At 38.0% G+C, this 14,917-nt stretch carries 17 protein-coding genes; 6 read left to right on the top strand and 11 right to left on the bottom strand.

Annotated elements, in window-relative coordinates; genetic code table 11:
- Positions 1-128: 128 nt before the first annotated feature.
- The 3 genes from QFZ31_RS26105 (at position 129) to QFZ31_RS26095 (ending at position 2,443) form a co-directional block, all read left to right on the top strand.
- On the top strand, positions 129-542 hold the full coding sequence (locus QFZ31_RS26105) for a MarR family winged helix-turn-helix transcriptional regulator (protein ID WP_307308701.1): 414 nt from the start codon (positions 129-131) through the stop codon (positions 540-542).
- Positions 543-555: 13 nt separating this feature from the next.
- Complete coding sequence (locus tag QFZ31_RS26100) at positions 556-1,758, top strand: MFS transporter (protein ID WP_307308698.1); 1,203 nt, start codon at positions 556-558, stop codon at positions 1,756-1,758.
- Between the two features lie 121 nt (positions 1,759-1,879).
- Entirely contained in the window at positions 1,880-2,443 is a 564-nt protein-coding gene (locus tag QFZ31_RS26095; protein ID WP_307308696.1) for an FAD-dependent oxidoreductase, read from the top strand.
- A gap of 40 nt (positions 2,444-2,483) precedes the next feature.
- Here the strand turns inward: QFZ31_RS26095 and QFZ31_RS26090 are convergent, their stop codons facing one another.
- The 7 genes from QFZ31_RS26090 to QFZ31_RS26060 form a co-directional block, all read right to left on the bottom strand.
- Positions 2,484-2,894: a cytosolic protein gene (locus QFZ31_RS26090; protein WP_307308694.1), complete on the bottom strand. Its 411-nt coding sequence runs from the start codon at positions 2,892-2,894 to the stop codon at positions 2,484-2,486.
- Positions 2,895-3,014: 120 nt separating this feature from the next.
- Positions 3,015-3,167, bottom strand: coding sequence for a hypothetical protein (locus tag QFZ31_RS26085; RefSeq protein WP_306075941.1), 153 nt, complete (start codon positions 3,165-3,167; stop codon positions 3,015-3,017).
- A 12-nt stretch (positions 3,168-3,179) separates the two neighbouring features.
- Positions 3,180-4,400, bottom strand: coding sequence for a helix-turn-helix domain-containing protein (locus tag QFZ31_RS26080; protein ID WP_307308690.1), 1,221 nt, complete (start codon positions 4,398-4,400; stop codon positions 3,180-3,182).
- Positions 4,401-4,548: 148 nt separating this feature from the next.
- Complete coding sequence (locus QFZ31_RS26075; RefSeq protein ID WP_307308688.1) at positions 4,549-5,814, bottom strand: S8 family serine peptidase; 1,266 nt, start codon at positions 5,812-5,814, stop codon at positions 4,549-4,551.
- 272 nt (positions 5,815-6,086) lie between these two features.
- The gene (locus QFZ31_RS26070) at positions 6,087-7,025 is read right to left on the bottom strand and encodes a magnesium transporter CorA family protein (RefSeq protein ID WP_307308686.1); all 939 of its coding nucleotides are present in this window, start codon (positions 7,023-7,025) and stop codon (positions 6,087-6,089) included.
- A 207-nt stretch (positions 7,026-7,232) separates the two neighbouring features.
- Positions 7,233-8,117: a cation diffusion facilitator family transporter gene (locus QFZ31_RS26065; protein ID WP_307308685.1), complete on the bottom strand. Its 885-nt coding sequence runs from the start codon at positions 8,115-8,117 to the stop codon at positions 7,233-7,235.
- A gap of 25 nt (positions 8,118-8,142) precedes the next feature.
- Entirely contained in the window at positions 8,143-8,286 is a 144-nt protein-coding gene (locus QFZ31_RS26060) for a hypothetical protein (protein ID WP_307308681.1), read from the bottom strand.
- A gap of 92 nt (positions 8,287-8,378) precedes the next feature.
- Between QFZ31_RS26060 and QFZ31_RS26055 the strand changes: the two genes are divergently transcribed.
- Positions 8,379-8,606, top strand: a complete 228-nt coding sequence (locus QFZ31_RS26055; protein WP_306075947.1) for a YozQ family protein — start codon at positions 8,379-8,381, stop codon at positions 8,604-8,606.
- 48 nt (positions 8,607-8,654) lie between these two features.
- Here the strand turns inward: QFZ31_RS26055 and QFZ31_RS26050 are convergent, their stop codons facing one another.
- Positions 8,655-9,410, bottom strand: coding sequence for a TraR/DksA C4-type zinc finger protein (locus QFZ31_RS26050; RefSeq protein ID WP_307308678.1), 756 nt, complete (start codon positions 9,408-9,410; stop codon positions 8,655-8,657).
- 382 nt (positions 9,411-9,792) lie between these two features.
- Between QFZ31_RS26050 and QFZ31_RS26045 the strand changes: the two genes are divergently transcribed.
- On the top strand, positions 9,793-9,966 hold the full coding sequence (locus QFZ31_RS26045) for a hypothetical protein (protein WP_307308675.1): 174 nt from the start codon (positions 9,793-9,795) through the stop codon (positions 9,964-9,966).
- Positions 9,950-11,311 carry an amino acid permease gene (locus QFZ31_RS26040; RefSeq protein WP_307308674.1) on the top strand — a complete coding sequence of 454 codons (1,362 nt, stop codon included), beginning with the start codon at positions 9,950-9,952 and terminating at the stop codon, positions 11,309-11,311. The genes QFZ31_RS26045 and QFZ31_RS26040 overlap by 17 nt, the downstream gene beginning before the upstream one ends.
- A 39-nt stretch (positions 11,312-11,350) precedes the next feature.
- Here the strand turns inward: QFZ31_RS26040 and QFZ31_RS26035 are convergent, their stop codons facing one another.
- From QFZ31_RS26035 to QFZ31_RS26025, 3 genes are all read right to left on the bottom strand, one after another.
- Positions 11,351-11,977, bottom strand: a complete 627-nt coding sequence (locus tag QFZ31_RS26035; protein WP_307308671.1) for a LysE family transporter — start codon at positions 11,975-11,977, stop codon at positions 11,351-11,353.
- Between the two features lie 136 nt (positions 11,978-12,113).
- Positions 12,114-13,151: a glycosyltransferase family 2 protein gene (locus QFZ31_RS26030; RefSeq protein ID WP_307308668.1), complete on the bottom strand. Its 1,038-nt coding sequence runs from the start codon at positions 13,149-13,151 to the stop codon at positions 12,114-12,116.
- A gap of 19 nt (positions 13,152-13,170) precedes the next feature.
- On the bottom strand, positions 13,171-14,844 hold the full coding sequence (locus QFZ31_RS26025) for a DUF6044 family protein (RefSeq protein WP_307308664.1): 1,674 nt from the start codon (positions 14,842-14,844) through the stop codon (positions 13,171-13,173).
- Between the last annotated feature and the right edge of the window lie 73 nt (positions 14,845-14,917).

The following is a 14,917-nucleotide window of genomic DNA, read 5'->3' as shown; positions in this document are numbered from 1 at the left end:
TTAGACCAAGAGAAGCGTCCCCATTGCTTCCCTTGACATTTCCCTACAAATCCTATATAGTTACCTAGGTAAACATTTTAATTACCCAGGTAACTAATGTTCATATATTAATTTTGGAGTGAACACATTTGACCAACCACGCATTATTTCATACGCTGCATCAACTTTCCCGACAATTGACCAACAGCCTTAATGAAGCACTAAAGCCATTTGGATTATATAGTGCCCAGTGGTCTGTCCTCTTTGTTCTACATACAAAAGGCTCACTAACTCAAAAAGAACTCTCTGAGTATCTGTTCGTCGAAGCTCCTCCCATGACCCGTACCATTCAACGGCTGGTTAAACAAGGGTTTGTAAGGCAAATTCCCGGTAAGGACAAACGGGAGAAGTACATTCAATTAACGGAGGAAGCATTGAAAGAGTTCCCTAAATGGGAACACGCTGTTTCGGATTGCAATAACGACTTATTAAAGAAATTCCCAGAAGACTCACAAAAAGAATTATTAAAATTGCAAAGTGTTTGGTTAAAACAGCTTTTGTAAAGGAGTGGAAAACATGAACAAACCTAAACTATGGACGAAGGATTTTATTAATATTTCCTTAAGCAATTTTTTTCTATTTTTAACATTTTATATCCTTCTCGTAACGCTGCCTATATACGCATTACAGGAATTTGACAGTAATGCTTCTCAGGCGGGGTTAATGACAACTGTATTCTTGCTTTCTGCGATCATATCTCGTCCCCTTGCTGGTCAATGGCTTGAACGAGGCAGTAATAAAAAAGTGCTATTAACGGCACTGATTATTTTCGCGGCTGCTTCCCTTTTATACTTTTTTCCTAATACAGTAACAGGATTCCTAATCATTCGTTTGTTACACGGAGTGGGCTTTGGGATGGCCACTACGGCTGTAGGAGCGATTGTTGCAGACCTTATTCCCGGCTCTCGAAGAGGAGAAGGAATGGGATACTTCGTAATGTCGACAAACCTTGCCATGGTTCTAGGACCATTTATAGGCTTGACTGCAATCCAACAATGGGGAGCAAAAACAATGTTCATCCTATCGGTCATTGTCGCTGCAGGGGCACTTATCACTGGCCTCACAGTCAAGTTATCAAAGACTGATGAAACAAAAAAGCAGGTTATTGTTCCGGCCTTCTCTATAAAAAACTTTATCGAACCTTCAGCAGTATCCATTGCGATTGTCGGTGGTTTTTTGGCCATTGTATATTCTGCCCTGCTGTCCTTCGTATCCGTTTATGCGAATGAAATCCATGTTTCTGAAGTTTCAAGTCTATTCTTTGTGGTGTATGCGATTATTTTATTAATGTCCCGACCATTTACAGGCAAATGGCTTGATCAATATGGTCCTAATGTAATTGTGTTCCCTTCGATTATCTTGTTTGCAATTGGAATGTTTGTCTTAAGTCAAAGCGGCGGGGCAGTTACTTTCCTTGTGTCAGCCGGGATGATTGGATTAGGCTGGGGTACTCTTTTTCCAACCTTTCAAACGATTGCCATTCAAAATGCAGCACCTAGAAAACGCGGCTTGGCTACTGCTACATTTCTATCAATCTATGATATTGGTATTGCATTAGGCTCATTCTTGTTAGGATTAATCGCTGCAAAAATGGACTTTAGTTCCTTATACTTCCTATGTTCGTTCTATATACTCATCGGAGCCGTTCTTTACTACTTCATGCAAGTTCGAAAACCAGAAATGAAACGCCAGCGATATCTAAATGTAAAAGAGCAATAATGGACTAGAACCATCATTAACTTGATGGTTCTTTTCTACGTTCTGAGCAGTGATTTTTACTTTTCTGATTCTTTAGGTTACACTTTTTTTGTATATTTATTTTTCGAATGGGGGTTTTTACATGTTGGATGTTGTCGTGATTGGTGCAGGACCTGCAGGAGCAAGTGCAGCCTTATTGACTGCTAAAGCAGGAAAGAAAACATTGTTGCTCGATAATGATAAGACAGTTACGAAGCGAGCTTGGGTTGAGAACCATTATGGCGTGTTGGAAATCTCTGGTCCTGACCTTGTTGAAATTGGCAAGCAGCAGGTAACTAAATTTGGCGGCGAAATCATCCAAACTACTGTTACCAACATCACGAAGGTTGAAGGCGGTTTTAAAGTAGAAACTGATAATGGAGAGCATGAAACAAAGCATGTCATCCTTGCTACTGGTTTCCTTGTAGACCTAGCTGAAAAAGCAGGTTTAACTACCAAGCCTGGAACTGAGCCAAGAGTAAAAACAATCCTTGATGTAGATGCACAAGGCAAGACAAATATCGATGGCATTTGGGCAGCTGGAACTGTGGCTGGCGTCAGCGTACATACCATTGTAACTGCTGGTGACGGAGCAAGAGTCTCAATCAACGTGGTTAGCGAATTGAATGGCGAGCGCTATGTTGACCATGATGTATTAAAGGCTTAAGCATTTTATAAGAAGGGTGTCCCGATATGGGACACCCTCTTTACACCTCTAAATCCTTTCCTTCTTCAACAATATGGAATAAAAGATGGGCTAGATGGTGAATTGGTCCATATTCTTCTTCCTCTTCACTTACCTCTTCATTGAATTCAAGATCATTTAAATAAAGGGCAGTAAATTCATAAAAATCCTTCAACTGGAAGGAGTAGCAGCCTACTGGGTCTTCACTTCCATCCTCCCCAGTTGGGTCCTCATATTGAAGCACCATGTATGACACATCACCATCGGCATCCTCAGCGTCAAAAAAGACAAAAAAGCCAATGTTTGTGTCTAAGTCAAATAGATGCCTTGTACCACCTTCAGTCGCTTTTTCAAAATCCTCTTGGCTAAGCTTTTGAATCTGCATCGAATCCACATTGTCTTCTTGATGAAAACCAACAACAAATGATTTCATTTTATTTTCCTCCTTGTTAAACACATATAAACTACTTTACCCGATATTTATAGTTTTCATTAACGTTATGGAAGAAAATAAAAAAATCCCGACAGTTGACAACTGTCAGGATTTTTAGAATCACCCTACTGGTGGATAAATGGGATCTGCTTGCGCGGGTTGAATAGTAGTCTTAACTAGATCATACGATGTATGTTGATTGTTTACATCATTTCCTGGTGTTGCAAAAACAAGTAATGAGAGTGAGAATAATAAGATGATTGCCTTTTTCATTTTTCTTCCTCCTCAAGTAATTTTAGATAGATAATTTACTGCCTCTAGATATTTCCCCTGTTGATTATAGTGCTCAGAAAGCAGCTTATAATATCGGATCAGTTCTTCCTTATGTTCTTTTGAACCCTCTAAGTAGGGAATTACCTTAATTTCTAAATATTTGATTGCTTTTTCAGGAGAATCCATATGAATTAAATAAAATTCAGCTAGAAGACCTTGTTTTTTTATCCCAATATCTTTTGAAAGAGATTTAACTTGAAGAAAACATTCCTTAGCATTCTCAATTAAATTTAAATTGTAGTTAATTTCACCAATTCCATATAAAGTTACTAAATAATGTTGGTTTTTTACTGGTTGTAAAGATAAACTTTTTTCATAATAGTGTAATGCTTCTTTCACATTATTCATTTTATCTTGCAAGTAACCCATATTATGATAGATTTGTGGAAGCATTTTTTCTTCCTTTAACAATTCTGCATTTCGAATTAAATGGTTGAAACAAACCTGTGCTTCCTCATAAATTTTTGAATTCGTATAGTTAATACCAAGAAGCATTAAATTATGAAGAATTCGATAAAAGTTATGCTGATTCATAAAGATTTGCAGTGCTAACCTGCCAAAATGTATGGCATGTCCTGGTTGATCGAGTGCACTCTTTACTAAAGCCCAGTGGTAAAGTAATTCTCCATTCGTTGTTTCGTTATTATTTTCCGCAGATAATTCATCAAAAATCTCGTCAGCCTTTTTATGATTACCCTTTAATATTAAGGATACAGCATTATAATAGCGGAATAAATACATCTCCTGTTGGGAAAAATTTTTCTTTTGCTTGGATAAAATATCTCGTTGGGTGTCTGCTTCTGCAAGTAATCCCTTGAATAATAGATACCGATATTTGTATAATTCATAGGAATACATATGAGCAGAAAACGGGATAACATGTTCTATTTCTTTTAATCTATTAAATATTATTTCTATTTCATCTCGTAAATAAAAGTTAATTTTCTCACCAAAATCTTTTAGCAGGCTTTTTATTAACTCTTCTTTTTCCTCCATTTCTTCAAAGCTAACTTCCAGCCTTTCAAGTAATAAGGAAATAGTCTCTTCGTTAGCGTCTTTTGAGTTGTTCTCAATTTTACTCAAATGAGGGATAGAGCAGATTCCAGCAGCAAGTTCCTTTTGCGTGATCCCTTTTTGGGTCCTGTAATATTTGATTAATGGTCCAAATTCCATAGCAAAACCACCCTCTAGAGCTCTTCCTTTTCCTATCATTTTATAACATCTACGTCACCGCTTCCATTTATTTGTTCAGACAATTTAAAAAATTTCTTACTGGTATAAAAAGGCCATCTGTTCGCATAAACAGATAGCCTTATTTCTATTATCTTACTCTAGGGAAACCAAATCCAGAAGCATAATCATCACCAGTAGCCGCACCTGTTCCACCTTTAATATCATATAGTTTTGCGCGGTCTTGTAACTCTTTTCGAAGTTGCGTGTGACTCATTGCAGGATTTTCAGCCCAAATTTTTGCAGCTAATCCTGATACATGCGGTGTAGCCATTGATGTTCCACTAATTGTATTATAGGAACCGTCATTCCATGTAGACTCAATGGCTCTGCCAGGTGCAGAGACCTCTATATCACGTTCTTGAATGATATAGTCACCATCTGTATTTGGATTTCCTCGTGAAGAGAAATCAGCAACACGATATGTACCGTTCTGCTGCACATCTTCTAAAGCAGCTACCGCAACAGCATTGACTAATGCTCCTGGATACCCGATTGTATTGCTTGATGGTCCATCATTTCCAGCTGCAGCAACCACTAAAACCCCTTTGCCATAGGCGTAATCAACAGCACTAGAGATCAGTGTGTCTTTTGCGCTTGAACCTAATGACATCGAGATGATTACTTTCGAACCAGTTCTGGTAGCCTCATCAGCTGCCATACGAATAGCAGAAGCAATATCATCTGAGTATCCTGAGCCGCGGTTATTTAGTACTTTATATGCCCAAAGATCGGCTTCCGGTGCTACACCATAAATACCTTGTCCCGTGCTGCTGCCATCCGCGAGTACCGTACCCGCTACGTGCGTTCCATGGCCATTTCCATCTGAGCAGCTTCCATCAATAAGCGGGGATTTCGTTTGTGTAAAATCCTTACATTGCTCAACTTGATTTGTTAGATCGGCGTGACTTGTATTTACCCCCGTATCAAGGACTGCCACTTTTATTCCATTACCTCCAGAGGTTGCTTGAATCGCAGCATCGTTATATATCGCTTGAATTCCCCATGGAGTTCGATCACTTGGACCAGTATTAGTAGAACCACCTGGCTTAGCTGCAGCTTCTTTGTTAGGTGCTAGCTGAACTTCCTCTACTTTTTCAATGGTTAAATTTTTGTTTTTTAATAGTGCCTGGTATTGCTTGCTGTTAACTGTTGTAGTGAACCCATCCGCGCCAAAATCCCAGCGAACCCCCACATTCTTTTTTGCTTGTGACTTATCAGCTGTTGGCCCTTGAATGATGACTCGAAAAGATTCATCCTGGCTATTTGGCTGCTGACCAAAGGCACCTGTTGCAAACATGGATACCCCCATAACAAGGCTAAGTACTGATGCTCCTACAACTCTTCTCTTTTTCATCGCTATTCTCCCCTACTCTTTTTAACTCCAGGCTTGTACCTGTTCTTTTATTATATTTAGAATTTTCAGAATAAAAATACGAGAATCTACCTAGAAAAGTTGGGAAATTTTTCGATTCCATAAAAAAAGATCCTGAAGATTTCCTTCAGATCCTTTCCTTTTTTCAATTACAAACTACAGAAGTAATAAAAAGTTGCTTATATGACTGTCCAATTTAGTTAAAAAAGGCATAAAAAATCCGTCAGCTCATGCGTGACGGATTTTTTTATATGTTAGAAATATTTCTTTTTCCAAAAAATTAGTGCCGTTAAAGTAGATAAAACACATGCAACAGTTATTGAAATCCAAAAGGCATGTGGACTATTTTGCAGTGGTAAATCAACATTCATGCCGTAGAAACTGAAAACAATTGTTGGAAACGAAAGAATAATCGTAAATGATGTTAAAAACTTCATCACAATATTTACGTTGTTGGAAATAATCGATGCAAAAGCATCCATCATCCCGCTAAGGATAGAACTGTACGTCTCGGCCATCTCAATTGCCTGGATTTTCTCAATCATTACATCTTCAAGTAAATCCTTGTCTTCCTCATACATCTTGATATAACTAAAACGAAGAATTTTATCTAAGACCACTTTGTTCGACTTTAAGGAAGTCGTGAAATAAACCAGACTCTTTTCTAATGCTAAAAATGCATACAATTCTTTATTTTTCATCGATTGATGAAGTTCCCGCTCAATCTCATTTGTTCTTTTATTAATTTGTTTTAAATATCGCAGATAATAGGAAGTAATAATAGCCAGAATTTGCAGAGCAAATCGGTTCTTTTTAAAGGTATAAAACTCTTTTATTTTATTATTCTTAAAAACTTCTAGAATTGGCGTATCCTTTAACGATACAGTCAGAATACACTCATCCGTTAAAACAATCCCAACTGGGATGGTTTCATAGATAGGGAATCCTGCATCATCATGCGTAATATAGGGGTAATCGACAATGATATAAACCTGCCCATCTTCACGTTCAATTCTCGGACGTTCTTCGTCATCAAGGGCGTCTCTAATAAAGTCAACATAGATGTTCGCTTCATCTGCGACTCTGATAATTTCTTCTTCGGTTGGGGCATACATGTTTACCCAGCAGCCCTTTGTAATTTTCTCTACCTGTTCCAGTACTTTTGTTTCGGTGCTTTTATAAATCTCCAACATGATAAAACCTCCTCACTTACTTTGTTCGAGGAAGCCATACTACCTTCTTAAGAGCTGATATTCCTGAAGAATCCAATTCAAAGATAACGCTGACTTCCCCCTTACTACTAGGGTCCGGGTCTATTGCATAACTCAAAAATATCAACTCCTCAACATTTAATTACTTCATTATCATAAACCCAAAAGCAAAAAAGCACAAACAAGATTTTATTCTGAAAAATAGGGATTTAAGTGAATTAATACTTCGTCAATGTTGTCATAACTCTCCATCAATCTCCCTTTTATTAACTTAGCAAGATCGTGACCTTCCTTAATGGTTTTAAAGTGGTCAATTGATATTCTAAGATCAACTAAAATATAATGGCCATGTTCCCTCGCCCTGATTCGATCAATCCTCTTTACCTCTTGAAATTCATTTACTACATTAATGTATTCTTGTAGAGTTCCGTCGTCAATGTTTCTTTCGAGTAAGATATCAAAAGCTTCAATTAACATCTCTTTTGAAATTTTAAAGATTAAGTAGGCTACAAATATACTTGCTGCTTTATCGCCATAATGCAGAAATAAAATATCAAAGCGTTCCCCCATAATCGAAAGGAGAACCCCGATAGCTGCCGCAATCGACGCAACAATATCTGCTTTGTGGTCAAATGCAATTGCTTCGATTGCCTTACTATTATGTTCGTTCGCCACCTTTAATGATGATCGATACAAAATAACTTTTGTAATGTAAGAAATGATGGCTACCCACATGGCTAAGAAGCTTGGTGTTTCTACTTCATGGAAGAAGCCAATGATTCCCTCATAAACAACATATATTGAAACGAGAAAAAGTAAAATTCCTACAATTCCTGATACAATAACCTCTGCTTTTCCATGACCGTAAGGGTGCTCTTTATCAGCCGGTTTGTTGGCAATTTTAATCACCAAGAGGACGATGACTGATGCAAATACATCTGCTGCTGAATGGATTCCATCCGCAAAAACCGCATCGCTGTTTCCATACCAGCCGATAAAAAGTTTTCCTAATGTTAAAATGATATTACTGATCACGCTAATCCAGGCAATTTTTTTAGCTAGCGATTCCCTCATCCTTCAAGTCCACCTCAAAAAAATTCTATTTCTCCATCTGATTATTCCCTTTTGCCTCCATCTTCATTTCTTCCTCTTCTTCCTCCACTGTAATCCTATTAATGGCATCATGGAGAAAATGAAAAGCCTCGTCTAATTCTTCCCTAGATGGATATTTATCTTTGTTCATATAAATCAGCTCCTAATATTTTTATGAGTAATCCTCGAATAATAAGTAGAAAATACGGTTGTACCTAATTTTTTTTAAAAGGAGTGTGTAGCATGGATAAAAAAAATTCTAACACAAACAGTACAGATCTTGCAGGACGGATCTTCGAAACAAGTGACTATCAAAAAAACGATGTTATCTCCACAGGTTTAGCGACCACACATGAACAGGCAACCGATGCTTATACAGAAGGCGAGATTGGCGGCGTTATTGAAGATGTTGATGATGATTTGAACGCTAAGGATTTACCTATTGCCCAAAAGCCATATAGAAACACATAATAAAATTAGAGAAAACAGCTTTCCAAACGAAAGCTGTTTTTTACTTTTTTATTTATCGTCTTCTACATATGGATCATGTTCATATGCTGGTAAGTCTCCAAAGCTTGTCATTATGCCCTCTTCATCAAGTGACTGTTCATAGCGTTCGTGTTGCGAGTTTGGATAAACAGTGATATTGTTTCCATACATATCATTTCCAACAAAGTTTTCAAAGTCCTCCACATACCCCTCATTTTCATCCGGTTCATTATTAACATCGTTATAATGTTCCTGAGGAAAAGCCAGGTCTGATGGTGTATCGGATGTTCCCCATTGCGATACAATCTGCCAAGAGTCCTCTGCATCGAAAGCAACATTCTCATCTTTGGAATCCATGTCAAACTTTCCAAATGGCGGCATTAACACGCCTTCTTCAATCGGTCGATCGTGGGAAACCACTTGATCAGGACTGTGTTCCTTACAATAGGTGGTATTCGGCAGGGCCTCTAATCGCTCAAATGAAATTTCTTTCCCACATACCTCACAAGTCCCATAGGTCCCCTTCTCCATTGCTTCCAGCGCTCTGTTTATATTTAATAGCTGCAAATCGGTATGTTGATTTAATGCGATATCCTTTTCACGCTCATATAAATCTGTACCTTCATCGGCAGGATGGTTATCATAACTAGATAACTCCCCCATCGATTCATGATAATGCCCTCTTTCGAACCCATAGTGGTCATTTTGCTCAAGACGTTCTTCAATTTCCTCTTTTTCCTTTAATAATTGCAAACGAAACCCAGCAAGCTGCTCTGTCGTTAACATATAATTAACCCCTTTCAAGGTTTATTGCTTTTCTTTTTCGCCGATTTTATCTATTTCAACTTTATCTAGTACCTTTTTATTTTCATTGATTTAGGCGGCGATTATGTAATGAATTTCATGATTCCAACAAAATCCTAAATTGCACTTATGAACTTGCTGAATAAGTTTTTTGTGAGCGTGTATCTTAACATATAGAAAGATATTAGGAAAAGCGCAAGCTCCCTGTTCAGCGGCGTATGGCCTAGAAGGCTCCAACTGAGATAAAGGAAACACGAAGAGCCGTAGGCGCATTCGTGCTTGACTTATCGTAGGGCGGAGAGCAACGGACACTAGCCGCTAGGGCGCTGGAGCTAGACATTAGAAAGGAAATGAGGGGACATACATGGTAAATGAAAATTTTAATAAATTCAGAAAAGAACAGCAAGAACATCAAAGTGTATATTTAGGCGGTGCCAATCGGCAGCGTGGAAAGAATGACCCTGACTATAATAATCAGGAAATTACAGATAAAACGGTAGGAGCAACTGGGAGAAGCACTAATGGGAAAGTCGAGTAGCGGGGCAAAAGAAAAAGGCAATATGAAGTGGTGGCAGCTTTCATTATTTGGGGTGGGGTGCACAATCGGTACAGGATTTTTTCTAGGCTCAAGCATCGCCATAAAAATGACTGGACCGGCCATTTTAATCGCCTTCATTCTTGCAGCTGCTGGAACCTATTTTGTTTTCGATGCCCTTGCAAAGATGACAGCTCAAGAACCTTTAAAAGGCGGTTTTCGTTCCTATGCGAAAAAAGCTTTCGGCAGATGGGCAGGTTTTAGCAGCGGATGGGTTTACTGGATGTCAGAAGTATTAATTATGGGAAGTCAAATGACTGCGCTATCCATTTTCTCCCGTTTCTGGTTTCCAAAAATTCCACTTTGGGTTTTTGCTGGTATTTATGCCATGCTAGGACTTGTTGTGGTCCTAATCGGAGTAAGTATCCTAAACAAACTAGAGAATGTTCTGGCAATTTTAAAAATAGCAGCGATACTAATGTTCGTGATTATTGCTTTACTGGCGATATTCGGTGTTATCGATGGAGAGAGACCAATTCAATATCCTGATAGCCAGAAGGACTTAATCCCACACGGTGTTTTAGGATTATGGTCTGGTGTAATTTTTGCCTTTTATGCATTTGGCGGGATTGAAATATTAGGGTTAATGGCTACACAGTTAAAAGATCCCAAGGAAGCTCCAAAGGCAGGAAAAGTAATGTTATTAACCCTTATGATTATCTACATGCTCTCAATTGGTCTCGCTGTCTTAATGGTGCCTTGGAATCAATTTAATGGCGAGAAAAGTCCTTTCGTTAACGCATTAGATAATTACAATTTAACGTTTATTCCACATCTTTTTAACGCAGCTTTAATTATTGCCGGATTTTCAACCATGGTAGCATCCCTTTTTGCTGTTACCAGCATCCTTGTGACACTCTCTGAAGAAGGAGACGCACCTGGTTTATTTTGCAAACAAGGAAAATTAAAGGTTCCAATCCCTACTTTGCTCATTACCGTACTTGGTATATCAGCATCGATTGTATGTGCATTATTGATGCCGGGGCAAGTGTATGAGTACATTACCACTGCTGCAGGGCTCATGCTTCTCTACAATTGGATATTTATTTTAGCATCATCATGGAAACTATTAGAGGTCACAGCGAAGGATAAAATAAAATACTCATTAGGTATATTGTTCATATTAATCGCAGTCAGCGGTACTTTATTCCATGGCACAAGCAGGCCAGGCTTCTTTATCAGCCTAGCATTCGTTGGTATTATTGGCTGCATAACCTTGATCATGAATCTTAAATGGAAAAAGAAAAAGAAAAAAGGAAAGGTCTTTAGTCCTTGGCCGACCGCTTAAAATACTGATTGCCAGCGTTTGTTATGCTGGCTTTTTTTGTTATCCAAATAATACATTGAATGCTTGAAACCCAAAGTAAATACCAAATCCAATCAATGATATTCCCGATAAAAGTGAAATCCCCACAAGCAGCCGGGAAGTTAAATATTTACGGAAATTACTCGCAATACCTGCCATTGTGATATCCCATAGTAGTAATCCGATAAAGATGGCACTGCTATAAAGGATTAACTGACTCGTTTCATAGGTCGCCGCTGTCTTGGCAAGAACAGAGCCATAAATTCCTAGCCAAAATAAAATCGTCAACGGATTGGATATCGACATAAAGAAACCGGATAAAAAAGATTTTACTAGTGGTTCATCCTTCCTATTTTCTCCGATTTTCACCTTATTTGCCGAAAGCATGGTTTCAATTCCTGTATACATTAAAACAAAGCAGCCAAATAACCACAAAAAAGTCTTCATAAAAGGAGTTTCAAGAAAATGTACAACTCCCATATAAACAACCAACATATAAACACCATCTGCTACTACAGCCCCTACCCCAATAAGCCATGAATGCATAAAACCATGTCTAATTCCCTTATCAATTTGAGCCGCATTAATGGGACCAATCGGAGCAGCAAGTGACAATCCTAGTAAAATATAACTCAAAAATACATTCATTGTAATCTCTCCCTGAATCTTAATAGAAGCCTGTCTATCAATTTTTATTCAGGAAAGAGGGTTTGTACCACTTTTATTTCAAAAAAAGAGTCTTCTTTAATTAAGAAAACTCTCTAAAGGGACTTGGGTATCGGAATTAGTTTGTTTCAGATAATTTTCTATGCTCCATTTTATAAAACTCCTGTTCATCTCTATCTCTGATTAAATGATGGCGGGGAGCTGGCAGTGAGAAGGTATCAATATCAATAATAAATTTTGGCCGTTGTTTTGATTCTTTATAAATTTTTCCTATATATTCTCCTATTAGCCCAATCGCAATCAATTGTAAGCCGCCGATTAACCAGATAGAAGTAATCAGCGACGTCCAGCCTGTTTGGGTTTCCCCTAGTGCCTTTAACATTAAGAAATATAAGCCGAATAACAGACTTAGGAAAAAGGAAATAAACCCGATAAACAAGACAAACCGAATCGGCGAAACAGAAAAGGATGTAATGCCGTCAAAAGCAAACGCAAGCATCTTTTTTAACGGATACTTCGTTTCACCTGCTTGTCTTTCTTTACGATCGTAGTAGACGATATCTGAACGAAATCCGAGGAGTGGAACAATTCCTCGTAAAAAAAGATTTACTTCTTTAAAACCCTCTAATTCCAATACTGCCCGTTTACTCATTAAGCGAAAATCTGCATGGTTATAAACAAGATCGACACCCATTTTTTTCATCATCTTATAAAAACCTTGAGCAGTGCTCCGCTTAAAAATAGTATCACTATCCCTGCGCTTTCGGACGCCGTAAACAATCTCATTGCCTTCATTAAATTTATGGATAAATTCACGAATAACCGCAATGTCATCTTGTAGGTCAGCATCGATAGAGACAACACAATCTGAAGAGTCCTTCGCAGCGAATAAGCCTGCTAATAAAGCATTTTGGTGCCCCACATTTCTTGATAATTTTAAACCTCGGACATGCTCATTTCTTAATCCTGCTTTATAAATCATTTCCCAGGTTCGGTCCTTACTCCCATCATCCACAAACAAGATCTTCGTTGTGTTAGAAACGAGCTGTTCGCTTATTAATTGTTTTACAAGCTGGTCGAGCTGATTAATGGTTTCAGGTAATACTTCTTCTTCATTATAACAAGGCACAACAATCGTCAGGACAGGTTCAATCATCCGTTATAACCCCCGATGTTTACAAAGTCTTGTATAAATAAATCTTCCATGCAGATTGTTTCGATTCAAATACCTTATCCAGTTTTAGTTGAATCCTCTCTGAGTTAGCAATAGGCAGTGCAGATAGTATGTATTTACCACCCATTTCTTTAAATACAGCCGTATTTAATTGCAGATTCTTTAATTTCCGTTTGGAGTCTTTTTTAATCATATATTTTTTTCCAAGCTGTGAAGTAAACAGGTAACAGCGGCCACCCCATTGATCAAAGTATTTGCGGATTGTTTTATTTTTCGCCAACTCCGCATCAATTATTTTCCTAAATTGGTGTTTATAGGATAATGGATAAAAGTTATTATAGGTATCCAATGTATAAAAGCCGTTATACTGGGATATCGCCGGATGAATGCCAATACTGGCCACCCGGTAATTTTTTTGTTCATCACCAATGTGTTCTTTTATCTCTGAAAATAGTTCCTCGGCATAAAATTCTCCTACTGAGGGTTTTTTGTGATAGATAATCTCATCGTTAAATAAACAAAGCAATAGAATTTGTGCGATCGCAAACCATTTGGCCGTATTTGCCCAGCTGCGCCCTTGAAGTGTAAGAATTCTTAAGGATAGGGCAAAACCGGCATAAATGACCATTGGTCTTAAAAAGTGATAACGGGCAAAATTGAAGGTGTCCATAAAATGAAATCTCTTCGTTAAAGGTAACCAGCCTTTATAAAACCAAAATGCATACCATAGTGATAACAAAAAATTTAATCCAAATAAAAAGACAAAAAGCTTTTCCTGTTTCCAAAGTTTATTGGAATAAACAAAATAAAGTGCTATGAACATGACAGGCAGAATAAACAGTCCGTGTACAGTCATTACATGCGTATGTCCTAAAACATAATTTTTAATGGTCAGCCTAACTACTCTCCATAGGGGTAAGTATGCATGAAAGTATTCATCGCGGCTGTTTGGTTCCGTCGAAAACAAAAAGGAATTAACCAATCGATATTCAACGAGCATAAAAATACAAGTCATATAGGCAATAGATAAAAAGAAACGCAGATTCCATCCTTTTCCTCTAAGAACATCGACGAGCCAAAAGATTCCCATTGCGCTTAAGAAAAAGAAAAAACCTAAGACAATGCTAGCGTAAAAAGGAATTAACGTAAGTACAAGGTAATCTTTTTTAGTGCCGTCTCCATTTCGGATATTAAGGAAAGCCCACAGTGCGAGCGGCATTCCCAAGGTACTAAGCATTCCTGATGGCCAAAAGGGGGTTAAGGCAAATGCCAGCGAAACACATACTTGCAGGAATCCCCATTTTTCGCCAGGAAGGAAATGCTTTTTTAAGAGTAAATACATTCCTATAAATGCCACAACCCTGGTTAAGGCTTGACTGAGACCATAAGCAATCATGGTTGGAAACAACGCATAAAGCCACACGATAATACTGTATTCCGTTCCAAATGCATTTCTTGGTACCCCGTTAATAATTTGGGGTATAACGGCATCCACATCCCCAAACATTTGACCACTCTTTGCAAGAACTTTGTACCATGCTAAATTCGAATCCAAGTTATCATGAACACGTATATGAGCATTTTCTTGGAGAATAAAGAGTGGGGAGAGATATAGTGTTAAAATTAGCAAAGCAAAAAGGATCCATCTTAGCTCTTTTTTCTTATCAGTGAACACTCATTACACCTCGTAAGCCTTCTTTCTCTTGTTTAATAAAGTTTGCATATGGGAAGGAAATTATTCCTTTTAA

It is taken from the genome of Neobacillus niacini, from assembly GCF_030817595.1.
GTDB lineage: Bacteria > Bacillota > Bacilli > Bacillales > Cytobacillaceae > Neobacillus > Neobacillus niacini_G.
The sequence above is the reverse complement of the archived record's forward strand: the minus strand, read 5'-3'. Positions and strand labels throughout refer to the sequence as shown.